Source organism: Bradyrhizobium sp. 192 (genome assembly GCF_023100965.1).
GTDB lineage: Bacteria > Pseudomonadota > Alphaproteobacteria > Rhizobiales > Xanthobacteraceae > Bradyrhizobium > Bradyrhizobium symbiodeficiens.
This window is the reverse complement of sequence record NZ_CP064690.1, coordinates 7,944,424-7,968,437: the sequence shown is the minus strand read 5'-3', so window position 1 is coordinate 7,968,437 and position 24,014 is coordinate 7,944,424. Positions and strand designations below refer to the sequence as shown.

The following is a 24,014-nucleotide window of genomic DNA, read 5'->3' as shown; positions in this document are numbered from 1 at the left end:
CAAGCGGCCATGGGGAGGCGGCCAGCAAGAGCCGCCGCAACACCAATGATAACAAAGCGAGCCAGCCATGTCGGTAAGGTCTAAGGTCATTGAGGCGATCCAGCAGATCGCCAAAGAGCAGCACGTCACGCTTCCCGTACTCTCGGACGATCTGTCGCTGCACGAGACGGGTTTCGACTCGCTCGCCTTCGCCATTCTGGTCGCGCGTCTCGAGGACGAGACCGGCGTCGATCCCTTCACCATTTCCGAGGACGCAGCGTTTCCCGCCACGGTGGGTGATTTCGTGCGGGCCTACGAAAATGTCCCCGCGTGAGATCTTCGCGCTTCGCGACCATCTCGGCGCGGAGCTGACCGGCCGTACGCTGTCCGATGCGCGGACCAGCGTGTCGCTGACCGATATCCTGTCGCAGACGGTCCTGGGCGGCCGCCTACGCGAATTGTCCGGCCGCTCCGTGCTGCTCAAATTGTCCGATCAGCTTCGGTCGGGCCTCGCGATGATCGAGCTCGACGGCATCGCCCCTCGTATGTTGCTGTGCCCACCCGATCTCAACCCGGCGCATCTGGAGGCATTGATCGCCGATGCCGAGATCGATGCCGTCGTGACCGACGAGCCTGATCGCTGGGCCAGCACAGGCGTTCCGCTCATCGTCACCGCGCAATTGCCGCTCGAAGCGACCGCGCCGGCCAAGACCGAACGCGCGACGGAATGGCTGATGCTCACCTCGGGCACCTCAGGCGTGCCGAAGATCGTCGGCCACACGCTGGACGCGCTGACCGGTGCGATCGTTGCCGAGGGCTCCGCACGGGGACCTGCGCCGGTCTGGGCGACCTTCTACGACATTCGCCGCTACGGCGGCCTGCAGATCTTCCTCCGCGCCGTCCTATCCGGCGGCTCGATGGTGCTGTCGGACCCGCACGAAGCGCTCGGCGATCAAGTCGCGCGGCTGAAGGCGCGCGGGGTCTCGCACATCTCCGGCACCCCCTCGCACTGGCGCAAGCTCCTGATGAGCGGTTCGGCCGCGCAGTTCACACCTCGCTATGTCCGCCTCTCCGGCGAAATCGCCGACCAGGCGGTGCTCGACGGGCTGAAGGCGGCATTCCCCAATTCCTCCGTCGGTCATGCCTATGCCTCGACCGAGGCCGGTGTCGGTTTCGCCGTGAATGACGGGCTGGAAGGTTTTCCGGCCGACTATCTCGGCAATCGCAATGGCGTCGAGATGAAAGTGGTCGACGGTTCGCTCCGTATCCGTTCGACGCGTACCGCGCACGCCTATGTCGGCCGCAATGCCGCCGCGCTCACAGATGGCGATGGATTTGTCGACAGCGGCGACATCGTCGAGCTGCGCGGCGAGCGCTACTATTTCGTGGGCCGCCGCGGCGGCATCATCAATATCGGCGGGCTGAAGGTCCACCCCGAAGAGATCGAGGCGGTCATCAACCGCCATGCCGACGTGCGGATGTCGCGGGCCAAATCGCGCAAGAGCCCGATCACCGGCGGCATCGTCGTCGCCGACGTGATCCTCGCTGAGGGCACCGATCCCGCCCGCGCGAAGGAGATCCGCGAGCAGATCCTCGATCAGTGCCGCGCGCAGCTCGCGTCTCACAAGGTGCCGGCGGTGATCCGCTTCGTCGATGCGCTCGACGTCACCCCGGCCGGAAAACTGGCGCGCACCGATGCATGATAATGTTCTGGTCACCGGCGGCAGCCGCGGCATCGGTCTTGCGATCGGCAGACGCCTGGTCGGCGCCGGCTACAACGTGATCGCGGCGGCGCGACGAGAGAGCGACGAGCTCAAGGCGGCGATTGCCGAGTCGGGCGGGCGCCTGCATTTCCGCGCCTGCGATCTTGCCGTGATCGACGCCATTCCGGCGCTTGCAAAACTCGTGCGCGACGAATTCGGGCCGACCTACGGCCTCGTCAACAATGCCGGCCTCGGCACCGAAGGCCTGCTTGCCACCATGCACAATTCCGAGATCGAGGCGCTGGTGCAGCTCAACGTGCTGTCGCCGATCATCCTCACCAAATATGTCGCGCGGCAGATGATGGCCGACGGCGCCGGCCGCATCATCAACATCTCTTCGATCATCGCGACCACCGGCTACAACGGCTTGTCCGTCTATGGCGCGACCAAGGCGGCTGCCACCGGCTTCACCCGCTCGCTGGCGCGCGAGGTCGGCAAGCTCGGCATCACCGTGAACGCGATCGCGCCGGGCTTCATCGACACCGAGCTCACGCACAACCTGTCCGACGAGGCGCGCAAGCGCATCGCCGGCCGCAGCGCGCTGCGCCGCCTGCCGGAGACGGACGACGTCGCGCGCATGGTGGAATATCTGCTCGGCGAGGGCGGTCGCAACGTCACCGGGACCGTGTTCACCATTGATGCGGGAAACACGGCGTAAGCGGAACTCCGCCGCCACAATTGAATTGATCCGGCACAATGACATTCAGCCGGATTTGGTCATAAGATGCCCCGCAATCGATTGGGTTACGTCAATCGATCTGCCCTAATCGACAGGGAGCAGTCCATGACCATGCCCAACGTAACCGCTTCAGGTCAGGGCCGGACGGAGCAATCCCGCGGCAAGCCGGACGACGTCCGTTGCCCGCCGATGGCGCATCAGAATTCCGGTGACCACGGCCACGAGATGTATCCGCAGCAATTCGTACGTCTGGTCGGTTGCCACGATGCGTCTCTCGATAGCTTGCGCAAGCGCCAGGACGAGAAGCTGCACTAGCTATCCTCACGTCCGGTGCTTCGGCGGGTCCTTCGGCAGGTCGATCCGCTCGTGTGAAAATTCCGGCGGCCCTTCGGTAAGGCGGCGGATGCGGCGTTCGCGTTCGTCGGCCGGCAATGCCGGATCGAGCAGCGCCTCGATCTCGTGGACTGCGATCTCTTCGATCCTGGTGGCGTCCGATGCGATCGGATGCTCCGACGTGAGGACCGGGGTTGCGATCTGCAGGCCCAGCTCGATCAGCTTGCAGATTGCGTCTGCGCGGGTCAGGCGATGAGCTTCCGCCCAGGCATCGACGGCTTCCGTCAGCCGTTCGGGCATCTTCACCGCGCTGATCGGGTCGACGCCCGTGCGCCGGCGGACCGGAGAGGCGGAGTCCTTGTTGCCGAAGTCGGACACCTCGATCATCCCATGCAACCATTGGAGTTGAGGACGATAGCCGCTCTTTCCGGCAGGTCGCTTGATGCCGATCAATGACACGCTGCGGCATTGCAACGCGGCCGCATCCTGTTGTTGCCGTATCTTGTTGTCCTGGCCCGTTTCGGCCAATGATCGCAAAGAGCCCCCGGCCGGCGAACCCGGATCGATCCCGCTACGTATTTGTTTCGCATTCCAACCATACGGCATCCCCGATGACCTCAGGCGACTCCTTCTATGGCGGCATTCCGGTCTTCCGGGGCTTCACCAGCCTGATGGACCCCGCGCTCTATGCGCCGCTGCCGGACGACTGGAGCATCGGCGTTGCCGACATCGTCGATTCCACCAAGGCGATCGCGGCGGAGCGCTACAAGGCGGTGAACATGGCCGGCGCTGCCGTGATTGCGGCGGTGACGAACGCATTGGAGGGCCGCGAATTCCCCTTCGTGTTTGGCGGCGACGGCGCCAGCTTTGCGGTTGCGTCCTCCGACCTTGATGCTGCGCGCGACGCGCTGGCGGCAACCGCGACCTGGGTGCGGGAAGATCTCGATCTGACGATGCGCGTCGCGCTGGTGCCGGTCAGCGCCATCCGCGCGCAGGGCCTCGACGTGCGGGTCGCGCGCTTCGGGCCGTCCGCGAACCTGTCCTATGCGATGTTCTCGGGCGGCGGGCTCGCCTTCGCCGATGCCGCGATGAAACGCGGCGAGTTTGCCGTGCCGGAAGCCCCGGCGGGCACGCAGCCCGATCTCTCGGGCCTGTCCTGCCGCTTCGAGGTGATGCCGGCCTCGCGGGGGCTGATCCTGTCAGTACTGGTGATGCCGGCGCGTGGCGCCGACCCGCATGCCTTCCGCAAGGTGATCGAGGACATCGTTCACCTCGTCGAACGCAGCCCGGACGGCGCCCGTCCGGTGCCGGCGCAAGGGCCGCCGCTGAAATGGCCGCCGCAGGGGGTGGAATACGAAGCCCGCACCAGGCGCGGTGGTCCGCTGCTCGCGCGCCGCGCCAGCGTGCTGGCCTACAACTTGTTCATCTATCTGGTCATGCGCTTCGACCTCGAGGTCGGCGGCTTCGTGCCGAAGGTCTACAAGCGGCAGGTGGTCGAGAACTCCGACTTCAGGAAATACGATGACGGTCTGCGCATGATCCTCGATTGTACGCCGGAGCTCGAGCGCGCCCTCAGCGGTCGTCTGGCGGCGGCCGCACGTGAGGGTATCGTGCGCTACGGTCTTCATCAGCAGGACGCCGCCATGATGACCTGCTTCACCCCGTCGGTGCTGCGCAGCGATCACGTGCACTTCATCGACGGTGCACGAGGCGGCTACGCTTCTGCGGCGACGGCGCTGAAGGAGATGATGGTCGCGAGTTAGCGCCCCGCGCGCGTCCAGGTCTCGCCGCCGCAGAGCGCGCCAACGCAGCCTTCGACCCGCAGCGACTCCGCTCCCGTCACGGTGACGCTGCTGGCATAGGTCCTGCCATTGTCGGCATTGTAGATCTGGCCCGCCCATTTGTTCGGTTGCCTACTTGCCTGCGCTCATTTGTCCCAGCGCGCGAAGGCGACCGAGGCTGCGGTCGACAGGCCGAACACGACCATGGCGCCGCCGACCAATGCGAACAACGTCCAGGCCGGCGCCTGCGCCGTCATCAGGACTACGCCGCCGATGGCGACGATCAGAAGCCGCGCGGTGGAAGCGAGCACGGGGCCGCCGACACGCGCGGCGCCTTGCGAGGAGAAGTAGAGCGACACGCCGATGCCGAAGAACACGAAGGCCGGGCCGGCCCAGTGGAAATAGCTGTGCGCGGCGGCGGTGACGCCGGGATCCTGCGTGAAGAGCGCAACCCACAGCGAGGGATCGAGCGCAATGACGAGCCCGATCAGACCAACCGTGAGTCCTGAGGCCGCGGCCGCCGTCCAGGCGACACGGCGCGCCCGCTTCACATGTCCGGCGCCCATGGCCATGCCGACCATCGGCACCGAGGCGATGCCGATGGCGAAGGTGATCGGAATCAGCAGGAATTCCAGCCGCGAGCCGATGCCGTAGCCGGCCAGCATCTCGGTGCCGAACGTGGCCAGGATCTTGGTAAAGATCAAAATGGTGAGCACGGTCTGGAGCGGCGACAGGCAGGCCACCGCACCAACCTTGAGGATGTCCAGGAACATCGCGCGCTCGAAATGAAACGCGCGCAAGTTTAGCGGCAGCCGGCTGCGGCCGGACGCGAGATACCAGAGGAAGAAGATCGCGGCGCAGGTGAACGCGATCAACTGGCCGCTGGCGACGCCCGGCATGCCGAAGGCCTTCACGCCGAACAAGCCGAGCCCCAAGGTGCCGCCGAGCGCGATCTGCAGCACGCTGGCCCCGATCAGTGTCATCGAGGGCAGGCGCATGTCGCCGGTGCCGCGGATCACCGAGGCCAGCGTGTTGACGAGCCAGATCGCGACCGCGCCGGAGAACAGCACCTGCGAATAGCCGCTGGCCTCCTCGAGCACGCGATCGCGTCCGCCGAGCAGCGTGAAGAACGAGCGGCCAAAGGCGAGCATCATCACCGTGAAGAACAGCCCGCCGCAGAGGCCGATGATGGCGGCATGCAGCGCCAGCGTCGCGGCGCGGTCGCGATCCCCGGCGCCGAGCGCGCGGCTGATCGCGGACGAGACGCCGCCGCCCATCGCGCCCGCGCTCATCATCTGGGTCAGCATCGCGAACGGAAACACCAGCGCGATCGCGGCGAGCGGTATGGTGCCGAGCCGGCCGATATAGGAGGTCTCGGCGATCGCAACCAGCGTGCTGCCGACCATCGCGATCATGTTGGGGATCGCGAGCCGCAGCAGCGTCGGCAGGATCGGCGCGCTCAGCAGACTGGCGATCGGGGAGGCGACCGGCGCAAGCGGCGGGACGGCGTCTACGGGGGCGTCGATCGTCATGTTCACCGGGCGGAATATTGGATGATGATCGACATATTATAGGTCGCGAGGCGGCCGGCGCAGCCCTCGCTCACGCAGGGCTCACCAGGGCAGGCCGCATAGGTCGATGGTGCCCAGCGTCGGCGCGCGGACGATATTGAAGACGTAGGGCGCCATGTCGGTGAAACGGATCTGCCCCTCCGGCTGTTCGCAATAGACCTCGCCCTTGAAGGGCAGCCAGCTCCGGGTCTCGTAGAACGAGAAATTGTGCGGTTCGCAGAACAGCAGCGCGAAGCGGACGGCCTCGTTGGCGCGCATGGTGTGAACCGCCGCGTCGATCGCCACGGTCGCATAGCCGCGGCCGCGCCGGTCTTCGCGGGTGCAGACCCCGCCGATGCCGCCGATATGGACCTTCTGCCCATTCCAGGTGACGGTGCGGAAATAGATGCCGACATGACAGACGAGGCCGTCCTCGGGCGTCTCGATCAGCACGCGCAAATCGGCATTGGCCCATTTGACATGGGCCCAGGGCTTGTCCGCAACCTGTTGCGGGCCCCAGACCGCCTGATGCAGCGGCTCCGCGATTCGCCACGAGGCGTCACCGTTCAAAATGTCGATCTCGATGCTCATGGCTCTGTCTCTCGCAACGCGGCTGCGCGGTCCATTCGTTCTGTCATAACCGCTTCAAAGGCAATGAGATTTTGCGGTGGCTGACCGGCCCGGGTTGATCGTCGCTCTGTGCGGCGAAGTTGTGCAATCCGGCCAAGCCGTCCCATCGCGCCTTTTCGCAAATTGGCGGTATTTAACGGCGCCGGAACCTTCTATAAGACTCCCCGTTAAGCCAGTTCCCCATCAGTCGCGGACAACATCCCATGACCTTCACGCTGCCCCCCCTCCCTTACGCCTATGACGCCCTCGGCCAGTTCATGTCGAAGGAGACGCTGGAATTCCACCACGACAAGCATCATCAGGCCTACGTCACCAACGGCAACAACGCGCTCAAGGGCACCGAATGGGAAGGCAAGTCCCTTGAAGAGATCGTCAAGGGCTCGTTCGGCAAGAACCCCGCGGTGTTCAACAATGCCGGCCAGCACTACAACCACATCCACTTCTGGAGCTGGATGAAGCCCAATGGCGGCGGCACCAAGCTGCCGGGCAAGATCGAGAAGAAAATCAACGAGGACCTCGGCGGCTTCGAGAAGTTCAAGACCGACTTCCAGGCGGCCGGCGTCGGCCAGTTCGGCTCCGGCTGGTGCTGGCTCCAGGTCAAGAACGGCAAGCTCGAGATCTCCAAGACCCCGAACGGCGAGAATCCGCTGGTGCACGGCGCAACCCCGATCCTCGGCTGCGACGTCTGGGAGCACTCCTACTACATCGACTACCGCAACCGCCGCCCCGATTATCTCAAGGCGTTCGTCGAGAACCTCGTGAACTGGGAATACGTCGAGTCCCTCTACGAGAAGGCGTAAGCCTCATTCCGGGGCGCGCGACGCGCGAGCCCGGAATCCATCGGGCGTCAGCCCGAGCGGATACATGGATTCCGGGGTTCGGCTTCGCCGCCCCGGAATGACAAAAGGGCGGTCGCATGCGCGGCCGCCCTTTTGCTGTGCGGAATTGATTGAACGAGTCCTGCACAGTACGCGCATCAGCCTGTGATGGTACCGTTTGCATCGAACGGATGCCGCCCTTAATCAGGACGGGCATCACCCTCGAGCCGCTCACACCCATTGCCAGAACCTTTCCCGAAGAACCCGGCGCCTGCCGAGGACGCGGAGTCCGAGCCGCGTCCGGGGCGGATCCGCAAGCCAATCGGCTGGTCGACCATCATCATCGCAGCGCTGGTCGCAGTGAGTGCGGCGATGGTCTGGCGGCGTGACGGCACCGACGGCGTTCTCGACATTCTCACTCACGATCTCTCGCTGTTCTCAGGCATCCTGCCGCGCGTGCTCGCCGGTTGCCTGCTTGGCGCGTTCATCTCGGAGATCCTGCCGCACGAAAAAGTCTCGCGCTCGCTCGGGCCGAAATCCGGCCTGAAGGGGCTTTTGATCGGCACCGCCTTTGGTGCGATCCTGCCCGGCGGGCCCTTCACCGCTTATCCCGTGGCGAGCGCGCTGCTCGCGGTCGGCGCCGATTTCGGCGCCACCATCGCCATGGTCGTGAGCTGGACCCTGATCGGCTATGGCCGGGCGGTGGCCTGGGAAATCCCGATCATGGGCACAGATTTCACGCTGTGGCGGATTCTGATCTCGCTGCCGCTGCCGGTCCTCGCCGGGGCCCTCGGCCGCTTCGTCTATGTCCGGCTGTATCCGCAGCCCCAGACCAAGGACGACGAGACTTGAGCGCCGCGCTTTTCATCGACATCCTGCTGTGGGGCTCGGTGTTCGGCGTCGGCCTGATCGCCTTTCGCCGCGGCCCTCCGGTGTTCAAGGCCTCGCTGCGCGAAGGCTCGATGGATTTCATCAACATCGTGCCGCGCATCGCGTTAGGGGTGATCGGCTCCGGCTACATCGCCGCCATCATCCCGCAGGAGGTGATCACCGGCTGGCTCGGGCCGGACAGCGGCTGGCTCGGCGTTGCGACCGCCGTGGTCGCCGGCGCGGCCACGCCCGGCGGGCCCGTGATCGGCTTCTCCATCGGCACCGTGGCGCTGAAGTCGGGCGGCGGGGTGCCGCAGGTGGTGGCCTATGTCGTCGCCTGGGCCCTGTTTGCCTTCCAGCGGGTGATCTTGTGGGAAATCCCGTTCATGCCGGCCCGTTTCGTCTGGTTCCGCTGTGCGGTGTCGGTGCCATTTCCGTTCGTGGCAGCCGCCATCGCGATGGTGATCGGCAAGCCCTGAGCCCGGCGTGGACAGGGGTAATGTTATAATATAACGTCTTTAGCATGGTTCCCGCCGTGTCTCACGCCCATCATCACGACCATGCCGACGGCCACTCCCATGGCCACGGGCATGCTCACGGGCACGACCACAGCCATGCCCATGTCCACGACGCTGCCTCTCCGCATCCCGCCCAAACGGCGCACTGGTCGATCCTGCGCATGACGATGGCCGCGCGCCTTCTGGCCGCGCTCGCCGTCTGTGCCGTGCTCTGGGGCGTGGTCTTGCTGGCGATGAGGTGACTATGGCGGCGCTGCACTTTCACAATGTCACGCTCGGCTACGACCGGCACCCGGCCGTGCACCATCTCAACGGCGAGGTCGTGCGGGGCGCGCTGGTCGCCGTAATCGGACCGAATGGCGCCGGCAAGTCGACCCTGCTGCGCGGCATCGTCGGCATCCTCCGGCCGCTCGACGGCAGCATCCATCTCGGCGGGCTCGACTCCCGCGATATCGCCTATCTGCCGCAGAGCGCGGAGATCGACCGCAGCTTCCCGATCTCGGTGTTCGACTTCGTCGGCACCGGGCTGTGGCGCGGGACCGGCCTGTTCGGCGGCATCGGCAAGGCCGCGCGCGGGAAGATCCTGGGCGCGATCGGCGCCGTTGGCCTCAACGGTTTCGAGAACCGTCCGATCGGCACGCTCTCGGGTGGCCAGATGCAGCGCGTGCTGTTCGCGCGCGTGCTGCTCCAGGACGCCTCGCTCATCGTGCTCGACGAGCCCTTCAACGCCATCGACAGCAAGACCACGACCGACCTGCTCGCGCTGGTCGAGCGCTGGCACGGCGAGGGCCGTACCGTGCTGGCCGCGCTGCACGACATGGAGATGGTGCGTAACCATTTCAGCGAAACGCTGGTGCTGGCGCGCGGCCCCGTCGCGTGGGGACCGACGGCGGAGGTGCTGACGCCGGAAAACCTGCTGGTGGCGATGCGGATGTGCGAGGCGTTCGACGACACCGCCGCAGCGTGCGCAGGCGACGATATCAGCTCGCGGGCGGCGTGATCACCAATGCTCTATGACGCGCTGATCGGCCCGTTCACCGAATTCGAGTTCATGCGGCGCGCGCTTGCCGCCGTGATCGCGCTGGCGCTGGCGGGCGCGCCGATCGGCGTCTTCCTGATGCTGCGGCGGATGAGCCTGGTCGGCGATGCCATGGCGCATGCGATCCTGCCGGGCGCCGCTGTCGGCTTCCTGCTTTCCGGCCTCAATCTGTTCGCGATGACCGCGGGCGGCCTGATCGCCGGCTTTGCGGTTGCGATCCTCGCCGGCGTGGTCGCGCGCTCGACCGGGCTGAAGGAGGACGCCTCGCTCGCAACTTTCTATCTGGCCTCGCTGGCGCTCGGCGTCACCATCGTCTCGATCAAGGGCACCAATATCGACCTGCTCCATGTTTTGTTCGGCAACATCCTCGCGATGGACGACCAGACGCTGCTGGTGGTGGCCTTCAACGCCACGGTGACGCTGCTGGTGCTCGCCGTGATCTACCGCCCGCTGGTGATCGAGAGCGTCGATCCCTTGTTTTTGCGCACTATCAGCCGCGCCGGCGGTCCCGCGCATCTCGCCTTCCTTGCGCTGGTCGTGATCAACCTCGTCAACGGCTTTCAGGCGCTCGGCACGCTGCTTGCGGTCGGCCTGATGATCCTGCCGGCGGGTATCGCGCGGTTCTGGTCGCGCGATCTCACCGCCATGATCTGCATCGCGGTGGTCGCGGCTGCGATCTCGGGTTATGCCGGCCTCGTGTTGTCGTTCCAGACCCGCGTGCCCTCGGGCCCTGCGATCATCCTGGTCGCAACCATGCTCTACATCGTCTCCGTGCTTTTCGGCCGCGTCGGCGGCATCGTCCGGCAGCTGTTTCCCGGCCGGCATCTGGAAGCGTGACGGTGATGCGGCTCATCCTGCTTTGTGTGCTGTTGCTGGCTGCCTCGCCGCTGCGCGCCGCGGAGCGGCTCAACGTCGTCGCGAGCTTCTCGATCCTCGGCGACTTCGTCCGCACCATCGGCGGCGACCGGGTCAACGTCACGACGCTGGTCGGCCCCGACAGCGACGTCCACGTCTATACGCCGGCACCGAGCGATGCGAAGAGGATCGCTGATGCGAAGCTTGTCGTCGTCAACGGGCTCGGTCTCGAAGGCTGGCTGCCGCGCCTCGTGCAATCCTCCGGCAGCAAGGCAACAGTCGTCACCGCGAGCGCCGGCATCACGCCGCTGAAGCTCGGCTCGGCCTCCGATCCCCATGCCTGGCAGTCCGTCCCCAACGCCAAGGTCTACGCGACCGATATCGCCAATGCGCTGGCCGTGGCCGCGCCGGATGATGCGGATTTCTTCCGGGCCCAGGCAAAAGCCTACCTGGAAAGGCTCGAAACGCTCGACCGCGAGGTCCGCGAGGCCGTGGCCAAGATCCCGCCGGATCGGCGCAAGGTGATCTCGACCCATGACGCCTTTGGCTATTTTTCCGCCGAATACGGTATCCAGTTCATCGCCCCCCTGGGCGTCTCCACCGAAACCGAGCCGAGCGCGCGCGACATCGCGGCCATTATCGGCCAGATCAAGGCCCAGAAAATACCGGCCGTGTTCCTGGAAAATATCAGCGATGACCGGCTGATCCGGCGGATCGCGGCGGAGACCGGCTCAAAAGTAGGCGGGACCCTGATTTCGGATGGTTTGACCGGCGAAAAGGGGCCTGCACCCACTTACATTGATATGGTCAGGCACAATATAAAGGCCATGACCAGCGCGCTTGACCACTAAGGCAGGGGCCACCCCGCCTCGCGTCGCGCGAAAAAGCCCGATGTCGGAGTTGTTATGTCTGAAGCGTCCCAGAAAATTCCCGTGACCGTCCTGACCGGCTATCTCGGTGCCGGCAAGACCACGCTCCTCAACCGCATCCTGTCGGAGAACCACGGCAAGAAATACGCCGTGATCGTCAACGAATTCGGCGAGATCGGCATCGACAACGATCTCATCATCGGCGCCGACGAGGAAGTGTTCGAGATGAACAACGGCTGCATCTGCTGCACCGTGCGCGGCGACCTCGTCCGCATCATGGACGGCCTGATGAAGCGCAAGGGCAAGTTCGACGCCATCATCGTCGAGACCACCGGCCTCGCCGATCCGGCGCCGGTCGCCCAGACCTTCTTCGTCGACGAGGACGTGCAGAAGAATGCGCGGCTCGACGCCGTGGTCACGGTGGCCGACGCCAAATGGCTGTCGGACCGGCTCAAGGACGCGCCCGAGGCCAAGAACCAGATCGCCTTCGCCGACGTCATCGTGCTGAACAAGACCGATCTCGTCAGCAAGGGCGAGCTTGCCGAGGTCGAGGCCCGCATTCGCGCCATCAACCCCTATGCCAAGCTGCATCGCACCGAGCGCTGCGCGGTGGCCCTGGCCGACGTGCTCGACCGTGGTGCGTTCGACCTCGACCGCATCCTCGAAGTCGAGCCGGACTTTCTGAATGCCGACGATCATGACCACGACCATGATCACCACCACCACGGCCACGACCATCATCATGATCATGGCCACGGCCTGAAGCACTATCACGACGAGGACATGCAGTCGCTGTCGCTCAAGACCGACAAGCCGCTCGATCCGAACGTGTTCATGCCCTGGCTGCAGAATTTGGTGCAGGTCGAGGGCGGCAAGATCCTGCGCTCCAAGGGGATTCTCTCCTTCCACGACGACGACGACCGCTACGTCTTCCAGGGCGTCCACATGATGCTGGAGGGCGACCATCAGCGGAAGTGGAGGGAGGGCGAGCCGCGCCAGAGCCGTCTCGTCTTCATCGGCCGCGAATTGCCGGAGAAGGCCATCCGCGAGGGTTTCGAGAGCTGCATCGTCTCGTGATGAAAGAGTTTACGCCGGCCCCCGATTCCGCCTCGATCGTCTCCGTCACCGATCGCGTCAAGCCCGTTACGCTCGGTATGGGCGTGACCTCGGTGCATTTCCTCGGGGATCGCGCCGCCTTCGTCGGTGGCGAGGAGAACGTCGCGTTCGTCGATGGCAAGGGCGAGATCAGCACCGTCACCGTTCACAGCGGCGGCATTCTCTCCACCGCCTGCGACGGCAAGCGCCTCGTGATGGGCGGCGACGACGGCAAGGTCGTCTCGCTCGACGCCAAGGGCGAGGTGACGCTGCTCGCCACCGATCCGAAGCGGCGCTGGATCGATGCGGTGGCGCTGCATCCCGACGGCGCCTTCGCCTGGTCGGCCGGCAAGACGGCGACCGTGAAGAGCGGCAAGGCCGAGGAGAGGTCGCTCGAGGTGCCCTCGACCGTCGGCGGGCTTGCGTTCGCGCCCAAGGGGCTGCGCCTCGCGATCGCGCATTACAACGGCGCGACGCTGTGGTTTCCCAACATGGCGGACTCGGCTGAATTCCTGCCCTGGGCCGGCTCGCATCTCGGCGTTACCTTCAGCCCGGACAACAAATTCCTGGTCACCACGATGCACGAGTCGGCGCTGCACGGCTGGCGCCTCGCCGATAACAGGCACATGCGCATGACCGGCTATCCCGGCCGCGTCCGTTCGATGTCATGGAGCGCGGGCGGCAAGGGATTGGCGACCTCGGGTGCCGACACCGTCATCATATGGCCGTTCGCCAGCAAGGACGGCCCGATGGGCAAGGAGCCCGCGATGCTGGCGCCGCTGCAAGCGCGCGTGTCAGTGGTCGCTTGTCATCCGAAGAACGACATTTTCGCCGCCGGCTACAGCGACGGCACCGTGCTGATGGTGCGGCTGGAGGATGGTGCGGAAATCCTGGTCCGCCGCAACGGCACCCCGCCCGTGGCCGCGCTCGCCTGGAACGCCAAGGGCACGCTGCTCGCATTTGCGGATGAAAACGGGGACGGCGGCCTTCTCGAGCTTTAATCTGTCATGGTTCTGACCGTATAGGGGGACCATGCGGTTTCTGACGACGTTCGAGATTGCTGACTTCGCCGACACGCTGGTCAGCCTGTTCACGGCCTTCGTGCTGGGCACGCTGATCGGCGCCGAGCGGCAATATCGCCAGCGCACCGCCGGCTTGCGCACCAATGTGCTGGTTGCGGTCGGCGCTGCCGCCTTCGTCGATCTCGCCATGCAGCTGGACGGCGCCGACGGCGCGGTCCGGGTGATCGCCTATGTCGTCTCGGGCATCGGCTTCCTCGGCGCCGGCGTCATCATGAAGCAGGGCATGGACGTGCGCGGACTCAACACTGCCGCCACGCTATGGGCCTCGGCTGCGGTCGGCTCCTGCGCCGGTGCCGACATGATCGCGCAGGCCGCGGCGCTCACCGTGTTCGTCATCGCCGGCAACACCATGCTGCGCCCGCTGGTCAACGCCATCAACCGCATCCCGCTGAACGAGAAAGCCTCCGAGGCAACCTATTACTTCAAGCTCGCTGTCGCCACCGACGCGCTCCCCGATATGCGTGATCGTCTCGTCGAAAAGCTGGAGGCCGCGAAATATCCTGTGGCCGATATCGACGTGGTCGAGATCGGCGAAGACAATCTGGAGATCGTAGCCAAGCTGGTCGCGACGGCTGTCGATCCGAACGAGCTGAACGCGGCTGCGACCGCTCTCCAGCACCTGCCGGGCGTACGCCACGCCACTTGGGAGGTCAGCACTTCGGACTGAGCGCGGCGTTTTCGCGCGCGAGCGCGCGGTTCCCGCTTGAGCGGCTGCGGAACCGCGGCCCGGCGACTTCGTTGATCTCGCAGACAAAAGGCGGTGATCGACATGATCGGCAATGACAAGCGCAGACTGAAACTCGACTTCATGATCGCCTGCTCGATGCTTGCGGCCGGCGTCGTGATATCGGGGGTATCGATCGCGCAAATCCGCGCTGATGGTCGCGTGGAGCTGGCGCAGGCGACGCCGCCGCTCCAGGGCACGCCGTCCGACGATCAGAACAAGCCTGCCGAAGCCAAGCCCGGCGGCGACCGGCCGACCACACCGGCTCCCGAGCCGGCGCGCCCGGACCAGCAGACCCAGGGCACGGCGACCAAGCCGGCACTGCCGCCAGCACCGGCCGAGAAGATCGCGCCGCCGATGGAGAAGAAGTAGGGAGTTCGCGCTAGCAGCGTCACGGCCGGGCTTGTCCCGGCCATCCACGTTTTTGGCATGCTGCAAAGCAAGTCCGTGGATGCCCGGGACAAGCCCGGGCATGACGGCGGTGATTACCGCACCAAGATATTCCGGAACTGCCAGGGATCGCTGGTGTCGATATCTTCCGGGAACAGGCCCGGCCGGTCCGTCAGCGGCGTCCAGTCGGTGTAGAAACCCTTGACCGGGCCGAGATAGGGCAGCTGGATTTCCAGCAGGCGATCGAAATCCATCTCGTCGGCTTCGACGATGCCTTCGTTCGGGTTCTCCAGCGCCCATACCATGCCGCCGAGCACGGCGGAGGTCACCTGCAGGCCTGTGGCGTTCTGATAGGGCGCGAGCTTGCGGGTTTCCTCGATGGAGAGCTGCGAGCCGAACCAATAGGCATTGTTGTCGTGGCCGAACAGCAGCACACCGAGCTCGTCGATGCCGTCGACGATCTCGTTCTCGTCGAGGATATGGTGCTTCTCCTGCATCTTCGCGGCACGGCCGAACATTTCATGCAGCGACAGCACGGCATCGTCGGCCGGATGATAGGCATAATGGCAGGTCGGCCGGTAGACCGCGTTGCCCGAGGCGTCGCGCACGGTGAAGTAATCGGCGATCGAGATCGACTCGTTGTGGGTGACGAGGAAGCCATATTGCGCGCCGCGGGTTGGGCACCAGGTCCGCACGCGCGTGTTGGCGCCGGGCTGCATCAGATAGATGGCAGCGCCGCAGCCGGCTTCGTGGGTCCGCGCATTCTCCGGCATCCATTTTTCGTGGGTGCCCCAACCGAGTTCGGACGGCTGCACGCCTTCCGACAGGAAACCTTCCACGGACCAGGTGTTGACGAAGACGTCGGGCTCCTTCGGCGTCTTGGAGCGCTGGGTGTCACGTTCGGCGATGTGGATGCCCTTAATGCCGGCCTGCCGCATCAGATCCGCCCATTCGGCCTTGGTCTTGGGCTTGGGGGCGTTGAGCTTGAGGTCAGCGGCGACATTGAGCAGCGCCTGCTTGACGAAGAAGGAGACCATGCCGGGATTTGCGCCGCAGCAGGAGACGGCCGTCGTCGAGCCTGCGGGGCGCGCGCGCTTGGCGGCCAGCGTCGCTTCGCGCAGGGCGTAATTTGAGCGTGCCTCCGGGCCCTTGGAGGCATCAAAATAGAAGCCGAGCCAGGGCTCGTTGACGGTGTCGATATAAAGCGCGCCGAGCTCGTTGCAGAGCTCCATGATGTCGGTCGAGCCGGTATCGACCGACAGATTGACGCAAAAGCCCTGGCCGCCGCCTTCGGTGAGCAGCGGCGTCAGCAACTCGCGATAATTGTCTTTTGTCACGGCCTTCTGGATGAAGCGCACATTCTGCTTCTCGCAATGCGCCTTGCGGCCCTCGTCCTTGGGATCGATCACGGTCACGCGCGACTTGTCGTAGTCGAGGTGCCGCTCGATCAGCGGCAGCGTGCCTTTGCCGATGGAGCCGAAGCCGACCATGACGATGGGACCGGTGATCTTCGCGTGGATCTGCGAGGCGGGGCTCATGGGATGGTTTCTCCGGAACGTGCTGGCAAACAAATGGCGAGGGGATGGATCAGGCGCTGCGGCGCTTCAGACGCTGCGGCGCTTGGCGGTGACTTCGATCTCGACCTTCATCTCGGGCTTGGCGAGGGCGCTGACGACCAGCAATGTCGCCGCCGGCCTGATGTCACCGAGGACCTCGCCACAGACGGCAAAGTGGGCATCGATGGAGCTGGCGTCGGTGACGTAGTAGGTCGCGCGGACGATATCGGCCATCTCGAATCCGCCCTCCTTCAGGGCGGCTGCGATGGTCTTGAAGCAGTTGCGTGACTGGCTCGTGACGTCTGCCGGCATCGTCATCGTGGTGTAGTCATAGCCGGTGGTTCCCGCGACGAAGGCGAACTCGCCGTCGACCACGGCGCGGCTGTAGCCGACGGACTTCTCGAGCAGAGAGCCGGTGGAGATCAGGCGACGGGACATGTTTTGGACCTCGACTGAAAGGGGTGTTTCGCGGGGTTAAAGGGCGTTTCCGGGGCTCACGCAACCCCGAAAGAACAGGCGTCAGTCGGGGCGCAGCTAGCCGTTGCCGCTTTACGCGGCTGCGGTCGTCGCCATCATGGCAATCCCTCAGGCCGCGTGCGCCTGGAGGGGACGAACCGACCTCCGTTTGGACAGCGGCGCGCCGGTCGGGACGATCATCCCCTCGGCGCCATCGAGCGCACCGCCGGTGAATTCGATCGCCAGCAAGCGATCGCGTTCGAACGGGCCGGGCAGCGAGAGCTCAGCCGTCTTCTCGCCCGAGAAGCCAAAGCGGGCATAATAGGGGGCGTCGCCGAGCAGGATGACGGCTTCATGCCCGCGCGCCCGGGCGGCGGCCAGCGCTTGATGCATCAGCGCGGCGCCGATCCCGAGCTCGCGGCAGGCAGGATCCACCGCCAGTGGTCCGAGGACCAGAGCGGGCCTGCCTCCGGCGCTGACGTGCCACAGCCGCACGGTTCCCACGAGGTTGCCCTCGCGCACCGCCGACAGGGCAAGCCCCGCGGCAGGTGCGCGTCCATCGCGCAGGCGCTGGCAGGTGCGGCCGTGGCGGGTCTCGCCAAAGCAGGCATCGAGCAGCGCTTCACGCACAGCGACGTCGGCAGCACGCTCCGCGCGGATCACGAACGGAGCGGCTTTCAAGGTGAGGGCGATCTGTGGCTTCCGAAAAGCAGTCATGGCGCGTCAGTCCCCGCTTGAATCCGTGCACCAATGGCACGCGGGCTCAAGCGTCGTCAGAATGGCAATGTAAGGGGAGGAGCCGGCAAGCCGGCTCCCGGGTTCGTCAGGCCTCAGAGAAAGAGGCGGATCAGATGTGGTACGTCCTCAGCGGCGGGATGCCGTTGAACGCCACCGCCGAGTAGGTCGACGTATAGGCCCCGGTGCCTTCGATCAGCACCTTGTCGCCGATCTCAAGCGTGACGGGGAGCGGATACGGGCTCTTCTCGTACAGCACGTCGGCGCTGTCGCAGGTCGGACCTGCGAGCACGCACGGCGTCATGTCCGCGCCGTCGTGACGGGTGCGGATGGCGTAGCGGATCGACTCGTCCATCGTCTCCGCGAGACCGCCGAACTTGCCGATGTCGAGATACACCCAGCGCACCTCGTCCTCGTCGCTCTTCTTCGAGATGAGCACGACCTCGGATTCGATGATGCCGGCGTTGCCCACCATGCCGCGGCCCGGCTCGATGATGGTCTCCGGAATCTGGTTGCCGAAGTGCTTGCGCAGCGCGCGGAAGATCGATCGGCCGTAGGTCACGACCGGCGGCACGTCCTTCAGATACTTGGTCGGGAAGCCGCCGCCCATGTTGACCATGGTCAGGTTGATGCCGCGCTCGGCGCAGTCGCGGAACACCTGCGAGGCCATCGCCAGCGCACGGTCCCACGCCTTCACCTTGCGCTGCTGCGAGCCGACATGGAAGGAGATGCCGCACGGCTCCAGACCCAGGCGCTTGGCAGCGTCGAGCACCTCGACGGCCATTTCCGGGTCGCAGCCGAACTTGCGCGACAGCGGCCACTCGGCACCGGCGCAGTCATAGAGGATACGGCAGAACACCTTCGCGCCGGGAGCGGCACGGGCGATCTTCTCGATTTCGGCGGTGCAATCGACAGCGAACAGGCGAATGCCGAGCGCGAAGGCGCGCGCGATGTCGCGCTCCTTCTTGATCGTGTTGCCGAAGGAGATGCGGTCGGGCGTCGCACCCGCGGCCAGCGCCATCTCGATCTCGGCGACCGTCGCGGTGTCGAAGCAGGAGCCCATGGACGCGAGCAGCGACAGCACTTCCGGCGCCGGGTTCGCCTTGACGGCATAGAACACACGGCTGTCGGGCAGCGCCTTGGCGAAGGTCTGGTAATTGTCGCGCACGACTTCGAGGTCGACCACGAGGCAAGGCTCGGTGTCCTGGCCCTCGCTGCGGCGGTTGCGCAGGAATTCCTGAATACGTTCGGTCATAGCACTCTCCCAAACGGCCCAGCGACGGGGATCCGTTCAAAAAATGTCGTCGGATAAGCGCCCCGGCCAGATCGCGCGATGGAGGCGCGACGAGCCAAAGACTCAAATCAGACTGTGCTGCCGTGGATTGGTTGGGAATTTCCCGCCCGCACACCTGGCAATGAAGGACAAGCCTTTTCAGTAGCCCGCGCCGGCGTTGGAATGCCGGTAGAGACCAAAAAAGCCCGATCCGTCGTTGCTTTAAGTCGCGTCCCCCGTTGAGAGCGGGGTGCGCCGGTTCGCCTCCGGCTGCCAGTCACGGTTGCAAAAAGTGAAGTCACCTTCGACAAGGCATCTCTTGAGAGAGATGCTGGACGCTCCGGGTTTGCTTCGTCTTCCGACCTTCATGTCTTGCGACTTTCGGTCTTTGACTTCCGCACTTCCGAAGAGCCCCTCGGCTTCTTCACCCCTTGGCGGCTGTCCGGCCTCTTGTCCGGATACCTACCGACTGACACACGACCACAGGCACGTGCGAAATTGGGCAAGAGCGCACATAGGCGTTTTGACTCTGCTTCGCAAGAATTTTTTTAGGCTGAGAACAGAATTGCCTAACATCTGCTTGCGCAGTGTTGCGCGAGCGACGCGGAAGATGAACGAGCGTTAAGTTTTTGAGCCGAGTAGCGCGCGTCACTCGCGCGAGCAACGTCAGCCGCGCTTCGTGAAGGGCTCGATGCGCTGAGCTGTGCGGATGAACGCGGTCATCACGAGCACGCCGAGCGCGAACAGCACGGCCTGCAGGATGTGCGTGCCCTGATCGCCGAGCCCGAACAGGATCGCGAGCGCCCAGCCGCCGGCGAACGCCGCGCCGAACACCTCGGCGCCGATCAGGATGGCGGCGCTGATGACGGTGATGACGCTTGGCCAGGCGATCTGACGGGAAGAGGAGGAAGGCGCGTTCATGAGCTCAGGGGTCCGGGGTCTGTCGAGGGCCGCAATCTCCTCGAAAAGGCGGCCGGGAGCAAGGGCAAATGGCCCAAAAAAGCCCCATCGCGTGCTATAGCTGGCCGCAACAATTGAGCCATGAAATTGGGACTTGTGATGTCAGAACCCCGCCAAATTACGGACTCCGAGACCAACCCGCTGCTGAAGGCCTGGGTGACGCCGTTTGCGACCCCGCCCTTCGACGAGATCGAGCCGGAGCACTTCCTGCCGGCCTTCGAGCAGGCCTTTGCCGACCATTCCGCCGAGATCGCGGCGATCACCAGCGATCCGGCGGCGGTCGACTTCGCCAACACCATCACGGCGCTGGAGCGCTCGGGCAAGCTGCTGAGCAAGGTGGCGTCCGTGTTCTACGACCTCGTGTCGGCGCATTCCAACCCGGCCATCCTGGAGATCGACAAGGAGGTCTCGCTGCGGATGGCAAGGCACTGGAATCCGATCATGATGAACGCCGTGCTGTTCGGCCGCATCGCCCAGCTGCACGAGAACCGCGCCAAGCTGGATCTTTCTCCAGAGCAGCTTCGCCTGCTGGAGCGCACCTATACCCGTTTCCACCGCGCCGGCGCCGGCCTCTCCGATGAGGCCAAGACGCGGATGGCCGAGATCAACGAGAGGCTCGCCCAGCTCGGCACCAGCTTCAGCCATCATCTGCTCGGCGACGAGCAGGACTGGGTCATGGAGCTGGGGGAGGCCGACCGCCAGGGCCTGCCGGAGAGCTTCGTCGCCAGCGCCAAGGCTGCGGCAGAAGAGCGCGGCATGGAAGGCAAGGCCATCGTCACGCTGTCGCGCTCCTCGGTCGAACAGTTCCTGAAGAGCTCCGCCCGGCGTGATCTGCGCGAGAAGGCCTATAAGGCTTTCACCGCGCGGGGCGACAACGGCAATGCCAACGACAACAATGGAACCATCGTCGAGGTCCTGAAGCTGCGCGAAGAGAGCGCCAAGCTGCTGGGCTATCCGACCTTCGCCGCTTACAGGCTGGAGGACTCCATGGCCAAGACGCCGGACGCGGTGCGGAGCCTCTTGGAACGGGTCTGGAAGCCGGCGCGGGCGCGGGCGCTTGCCGACCGCGACGACATGCAGGCGCTGATCGCGGAAGAGGGCGGCAATTTCAAGCTTGCCCCCTGGGACTGGCGCTTCTACGCCGAAAAGCTGCGCCTTCAGCGCGCCAATTTCGACGATTCCGCGATCAAGCCGTATCTTTCGCTCGACAACATGATCGCCGCCGCCTTCGACTGCGCCACGCGCCTGTTCGGCGTCACCTTCGATGAGCGCAAGGACGTTCCGCTCTGGCATCCCGACGTTCGGGTCTGGGAGATGAAGGGGCCGGACGGCAAGCACAAGGCGCTGTTCTACGGCGACTACTTCGCCCGGCCGTCGAAGCGCTCCGGCGCCTGGATGACCTCGCTGCGCGACCAGCAAAAGCTCGACGGCGAGGTCGCGCCGCTGGTTCTCAACATCTGCAATTTCGCCAAGGGCGCCGGCGGCGAGCCTTCGCTGCTGTCGCCCGACGATGCCCGCACCCTGTTCCACGAGTTCGGCCACGGCCTGCACGGCATGCTCTCCAACGTGACCTATCCGTCGCTGTCGGGCACCTCCGTGTTCACCGATTTCGTCGAGCTGCCGTCGCAGCTCTACGAGCACTGGCAGGAGCGGCCCGAGGTGCTGCAGAAATTCGCCCGTCATTACCAGACAGGCGAGCCGCTGCCCGACGAGCTGCTGCAACGCTTCCTGGCCGCGCGAAAATTCAACCAGGGCTTTGCCACGGTCGAGTTCGTCTCCTCGGCGCTGATCGATCTCGAATTCCACACCCAGCCGGCCGCCGCCGCGCAGGATGTCCGCGCCTTCGAGAGACGCGAGCTGGAGAAGATCGGCATGCCCGAGGAGATCGCGCTGCGTCACCGTCCGACCCAGTTCGGCCACATCTTCACCGGCGATCATTATGCCGCCGGCTATTACAGCTACATGTGGTCGGAGGTGATGGACGCCGACGCCTTCGGCGCGTTCGAGGAGGCCGGCGACATCTTCGATCCCGCCGTCGCCAAGCGTCTGCATGACGACATCTATTCGAGTGGCGGATCGCTCGATCCGGAAGCCGCCTATGAGGCTTTCCGCGGTCGTCCTCCGGAACCCGACGCGCTGCTCCGCCGCCGCGGCCTGCTCGACGAAGCGAAGGCCGCCTGATGGGCGTGCGCGCCCTATTCGGCTTGCTGCTCGCTGCCGGCCTGTCACTCGCGGCGGGCGCGGCGCACGCGCATCCGCATGTCTGGATCACCGCGACCAGCGAGCTGCTCTACGCCGGCGACGGCTCGATCACCGGCGTCCGTCACGCCTGGAAGTTCGACGACATGTTCTCGGCCTATGCGGTGCAGGGGCTCGAGAGCAAGACCAAGGGCGCCTATACGCGCGAGGAGCTCGGGCCGCTGGCGCAGACCAATGTCGAGTCGCTGAAGGAATACGCCTACTTCACCTTTGCGCGAGCCGACGGCAAGAAGGAGCGTTTTAACGAGCCGGTCGACTACTTCCTCGACTACAAGGACACGGTGCTGACCCTGCACTTCACGCTGCCGCTGAAGAACCCGGTCAAGCCCAAGCAACTGGTGCTCGAAGTGTTCGACCGCTCCTACTTCATCGACTTCCAGATGGCCAAGGACAATCCGGTCAAGCTGGTCGGTGCGCCCGCCGGCTGCCAGATGAAGCTCGATCGGCCCAGCGACGGCTCGGCCACGGCCCAGAAGCTCAATGAGCAGACGTTCCTGAACGGCGAAAACAGCAATTTCGGCATGATGTTCGCCAACAAGATCACGGTGGATTGCCCTTGAAGCCAAAGCTCTCCCCGCTTGCCCGCGGGCTTGTTGCCTGCGCCGCGCTTGCCGCCGTGCTGGCGGTGGCCGATGCCGCGCTTCACGATGTCCTCGCGCAGAATCCGTTCGGCGCGCCGAAGCCGCCGCAGGCCGCTGAACCCCAGGCCAGCGGGATCATCGGCTGGCTCTTGGCAAAGCAGTCGGAATTCTATCGCCAGATGTCGTCGACCATCCGCGCCGCCAAGTCCGACGGCTCGGCGGTGTGGACGCTGCTCTTCATCTCCTTTGCGTACGGCATCTTCCACGCCGCCGGCCCTGGCCACGGCAAGGCGGTGATCGCTTCCTACCTCGTCGCCAACCGCGAGACCGCGCGGCGCGGCATCGCACTGTCGTTCGCCTCGGCGCTGATGCAGTCGCTGGTGGCGATCCTGATCGTCGGCATTTCGGCCTGGGTGCTGAATGCGACCGCGAAAACCATGTGCAAGGCGGAAGGCGCGATCGAGATCGCGAGCTATGGCCTGATTGCGCTGTTCGGCCTGCGGCTGGTGTGGGTCAAGGGCCGCACGTTCATCAGGGCGCTGCAAGCGGTCCAGCCGGTGCCGGCCCTCGCCGGCGTGCCGCACGACCATGATCACGGTCATCACCATCATCATGATGCCCACGATCATCACGATCACGGACATCGCCACGATCATGATCATGATCATGCGCACGCCCAGGCCCATCACGGGCATGACCACGTCCATGACGAACATTGCGGCCATTCCCATGGCCCCACGCCGAGCGAGCTTGCCGGCCCCGGCGGCTGGCGGCGCGGGTTCGCCGCGATCCTCACCGTCGGCATCCGCCCCTGCTCGGGCGCGATCCTGGTGCTGGTGTTCGCGCTGGCCCAGGGCCTGTTCTGGGCCGGCATCGCCGCGACCTTCCTGATGGGGATCGGCACCGCGATCACGGTCGCGGCCATCGCGGTCGTCGCCGTCTCCGCCAAGGACATTGCCACCCGCCTCAGCGCCGGGCGCGACGGCGGCGGTGCGCTGTTCATGCGCGGCATCGAATTCGCGGCCGCGGGCGTCGTGCTGCTGCTCGGCACAGGTCTCTTGTTGGGCTACATCGCGGCTGAACGGACCACGTGTTTCTAGGCACACTCGTGGCCCGGACGCAGCGCAGCGCCCCTTCGACGATGCGCTGCAGAGCCGGGGCCCATCTCTCCGGACGGTGGCCTGTAGCTTTCTGGGGCCCGACTCTGCGGAGCAGCGCA

The 24,014-nt window shown here is 65.3% G+C and carries 27 protein-coding genes and 1 pseudogene; 19 read left to right on the top strand and 9 right to left on the bottom strand.

Annotation, left to right across the window (positions count from 1 at the left end; translation table 11 throughout):
* Positions 1 to 67 precede the first annotated feature (67 nt).
* The 4 genes from IVB24_RS37460 (at position 68) to IVB24_RS37445 (ending at position 2,736) form a co-directional block, all read left to right on the top strand.
* Positions 68 to 313: an acyl carrier protein gene (locus tag IVB24_RS37460; RefSeq protein WP_025032285.1), complete on the top strand. Its 246-nt coding sequence runs from the start codon at positions 68 to 70 to the stop codon at positions 311 to 313.
* Positions 300 to 1,682, top strand: coding sequence for a fatty acid--CoA ligase family protein (locus IVB24_RS37455; protein ID WP_247771555.1), 1,383 nt, complete (start codon positions 300 to 302; stop codon positions 1,680 to 1,682). Before IVB24_RS37460 ends, IVB24_RS37455 begins: the two co-directional genes overlap by 14 nt.
* Positions 1,675 to 2,400, top strand: coding sequence for an SDR family NAD(P)-dependent oxidoreductase (locus tag IVB24_RS37450; RefSeq protein ID WP_247771554.1), 726 nt, complete (start codon positions 1,675 to 1,677; stop codon positions 2,398 to 2,400). The genes IVB24_RS37455 and IVB24_RS37450 overlap by 8 nt, the downstream gene beginning before the upstream one ends.
* Before the next feature lie 126 nt (positions 2,401 to 2,526).
* Positions 2,527 to 2,736, top strand: a complete 210-nt coding sequence (locus tag IVB24_RS37445) for a hypothetical protein (protein WP_094973221.1) — start codon at positions 2,527 to 2,529, stop codon at positions 2,734 to 2,736.
* A 6-nt stretch (positions 2,737 to 2,742) separates the two neighbouring features.
* On the opposite strand, the gene IVB24_RS37440 is transcribed toward IVB24_RS37445, so the two are convergent.
* On the bottom strand, positions 2,743 to 3,141 hold the full coding sequence (locus tag IVB24_RS37440) for a hypothetical protein (protein ID WP_094973506.1): 399 nt from the start codon (positions 3,139 to 3,141) through the stop codon (positions 2,743 to 2,745).
* A gap of 224 nt (positions 3,142 to 3,365) precedes the next feature.
* Here IVB24_RS37440 and IVB24_RS37435 point away from each other — a divergent pair, with 224 nt between their 5' ends.
* Entirely contained in the window at positions 3,366 to 4,517 is a 1,152-nt protein-coding gene (locus IVB24_RS37435; protein ID WP_247771553.1) for a DUF3095 domain-containing protein, read from the top strand.
* Here the strand turns inward: IVB24_RS37435 and IVB24_RS37430 are convergent.
* The 3 genes and pseudogenes from IVB24_RS37430 to IVB24_RS37420 form a co-directional block, all read right to left on the bottom strand.
* Positions 4,514 to 4,663, bottom strand: a pseudogene (locus IVB24_RS37430) (DUF2147 domain-containing protein); the annotation flags it as partial. The gene IVB24_RS37435 and the pseudogene IVB24_RS37430 overlap by 4 nt on opposite strands.
* Positions 4,664 to 4,681: 18 nt before the next feature.
* Positions 4,682 to 6,067, bottom strand: a complete 1,386-nt coding sequence (locus IVB24_RS37425) for an MATE family efflux transporter (protein WP_247771552.1) — start codon at positions 6,065 to 6,067, stop codon at positions 4,682 to 4,684.
* Positions 6,068 to 6,148: 81 nt separating this feature from the next.
* Positions 6,149 to 6,676: a GNAT family N-acetyltransferase gene (locus IVB24_RS37420; RefSeq protein WP_140482551.1), complete on the bottom strand. Its 528-nt coding sequence runs from the start codon at positions 6,674 to 6,676 to the stop codon at positions 6,149 to 6,151.
* A gap of 242 nt (positions 6,677 to 6,918) precedes the next feature.
* Between IVB24_RS37420 and IVB24_RS37415 the strand changes: the two genes are divergently transcribed.
* From IVB24_RS37415 to IVB24_RS37365, 11 genes are all read left to right on the top strand, one after another.
* Complete coding sequence (locus tag IVB24_RS37415) at positions 6,919 to 7,515, top strand: superoxide dismutase (RefSeq protein ID WP_094973217.1); 597 nt, start codon at positions 6,919 to 6,921, stop codon at positions 7,513 to 7,515.
* 258 nt (positions 7,516 to 7,773) lie between these two features.
* Positions 7,774 to 8,385 (top strand): permease, encoded by a 612-nt coding sequence (locus tag IVB24_RS37410; protein ID WP_140482555.1) that lies wholly within the window; start codon positions 7,774 to 7,776, stop codon positions 8,383 to 8,385.
* A complete protein-coding gene (locus IVB24_RS37405) occupies positions 8,382 to 8,882 on the top strand; it encodes a hypothetical protein (protein ID WP_018316197.1) in 501 nt (166 codons plus the stop codon). The genes IVB24_RS37410 and IVB24_RS37405 overlap by 4 nt, the downstream gene beginning before the upstream one ends.
* A 44-nt stretch (positions 8,883 to 8,926) precedes the next feature.
* A complete protein-coding gene (locus tag IVB24_RS37400) occupies positions 8,927 to 9,163 on the top strand; it encodes a hypothetical protein (RefSeq protein ID WP_140482557.1) in 237 nt (78 codons plus the stop codon).
* A gap of 2 nt (positions 9,164 to 9,165) precedes the next feature.
* The gene (locus tag IVB24_RS37395; protein ID WP_247771551.1) at positions 9,166 to 9,921 is read left to right on the top strand and encodes an ABC transporter ATP-binding protein; all 756 of its coding nucleotides are present in this window, start codon (positions 9,166 to 9,168) and stop codon (positions 9,919 to 9,921) included.
* Between the two features lie 6 nt (positions 9,922 to 9,927).
* Positions 9,928 to 10,797, top strand: coding sequence for a metal ABC transporter permease (locus IVB24_RS37390; protein WP_247771550.1), 870 nt, complete (start codon positions 9,928 to 9,930; stop codon positions 10,795 to 10,797).
* 5 nt (positions 10,798 to 10,802) lie between these two features.
* Positions 10,803 to 11,666 (top strand): metal ABC transporter substrate-binding protein, encoded by an 864-nt coding sequence (locus IVB24_RS37385; protein ID WP_247774247.1) that lies wholly within the window; start codon positions 10,803 to 10,805, stop codon positions 11,664 to 11,666.
* A 54-nt stretch (positions 11,667 to 11,720) separates the two neighbouring features.
* Entirely contained in the window at positions 11,721 to 12,761 is a 1,041-nt protein-coding gene (locus tag IVB24_RS37380) for a GTP-binding protein (protein WP_247771549.1), read from the top strand.
* Entirely contained in the window at positions 12,761 to 13,780 is a 1,020-nt protein-coding gene (locus IVB24_RS37375) for a WD40 repeat domain-containing protein (RefSeq protein WP_247774246.1), read from the top strand. Before IVB24_RS37380 ends, IVB24_RS37375 begins: the two co-directional genes overlap by 1 nt.
* A 31-nt stretch (positions 13,781 to 13,811) precedes the next feature.
* Entirely contained in the window at positions 13,812 to 14,528 is a 717-nt protein-coding gene (locus IVB24_RS37370; RefSeq protein ID WP_247771548.1) for an MgtC/SapB family protein, read from the top strand.
* A 102-nt stretch (positions 14,529 to 14,630) separates the two neighbouring features.
* Positions 14,631 to 14,957, top strand: coding sequence for a hypothetical protein (locus IVB24_RS37365; protein WP_247771547.1), 327 nt, complete (start codon positions 14,631 to 14,633; stop codon positions 14,955 to 14,957).
* A 113-nt stretch (positions 14,958 to 15,070) separates the two neighbouring features.
* Here the strand turns inward: IVB24_RS37365 and IVB24_RS37360 are convergent, their stop codons facing one another.
* The 5 genes from IVB24_RS37360 to IVB24_RS37340 all read right to left on the bottom strand — a co-directional run bounded on the left by IVB24_RS37360 (position 15,071) and on the right by IVB24_RS37340 (position 19,916).
* On the bottom strand, positions 15,071 to 16,513 hold the full coding sequence (locus tag IVB24_RS37360; protein ID WP_247771546.1) for a homospermidine synthase: 1,443 nt from the start codon (positions 16,511 to 16,513) through the stop codon (positions 15,071 to 15,073).
* A 66-nt stretch (positions 16,514 to 16,579) separates the two neighbouring features.
* Positions 16,580 to 16,969, bottom strand: a complete 390-nt coding sequence (locus IVB24_RS37355; RefSeq protein WP_247771545.1) for a RidA family protein — start codon at positions 16,967 to 16,969, stop codon at positions 16,580 to 16,582.
* A 147-nt stretch (positions 16,970 to 17,116) separates the two neighbouring features.
* Positions 17,117 to 17,704, bottom strand: coding sequence for an N-acetyltransferase (locus IVB24_RS37350; protein ID WP_247771544.1), 588 nt, complete (start codon positions 17,702 to 17,704; stop codon positions 17,117 to 17,119).
* 130 nt (positions 17,705 to 17,834) lie between these two features.
* Positions 17,835 to 18,977 carry a type III PLP-dependent enzyme gene (locus IVB24_RS37345; protein WP_094895989.1) on the bottom strand — a complete coding sequence of 381 codons (1,143 nt, stop codon included), beginning with the start codon at positions 18,975 to 18,977 and terminating at the stop codon, positions 17,835 to 17,837.
* A 684-nt stretch (positions 18,978 to 19,661) separates the two neighbouring features.
* Positions 19,662 to 19,916: a hypothetical protein gene (locus tag IVB24_RS37340; protein WP_094973204.1), complete on the bottom strand. Its 255-nt coding sequence runs from the start codon at positions 19,914 to 19,916 to the stop codon at positions 19,662 to 19,664.
* A gap of 138 nt (positions 19,917 to 20,054) precedes the next feature.
* On the opposite strand from IVB24_RS37340, the gene IVB24_RS37335 reads away from it, so the two are divergent.
* The 3 genes from IVB24_RS37335 to IVB24_RS37325 are packed head-to-tail and all read left to right on the top strand — an operon-like array spanning position 20,055 to position 23,895.
* Positions 20,055 to 22,136, top strand: a complete 2,082-nt coding sequence (locus IVB24_RS37335; RefSeq protein ID WP_247771543.1) for a M3 family metallopeptidase — start codon at positions 20,055 to 20,057, stop codon at positions 22,134 to 22,136.
* Complete coding sequence (locus IVB24_RS37330; protein ID WP_140482577.1) at positions 22,136 to 22,774, top strand: DUF1007 family protein; 639 nt, start codon at positions 22,136 to 22,138, stop codon at positions 22,772 to 22,774. Before IVB24_RS37335 ends, IVB24_RS37330 begins: the two co-directional genes overlap by 1 nt.
* Positions 22,771 to 23,895, top strand: a complete 1,125-nt coding sequence (locus IVB24_RS37325; protein ID WP_247771542.1) for a nickel/cobalt transporter — start codon at positions 22,771 to 22,773, stop codon at positions 23,893 to 23,895. Before IVB24_RS37330 ends, IVB24_RS37325 begins: the two co-directional genes overlap by 4 nt.
* The last annotated feature ends 119 nt before the right edge of the window (positions 23,896 to 24,014 follow it).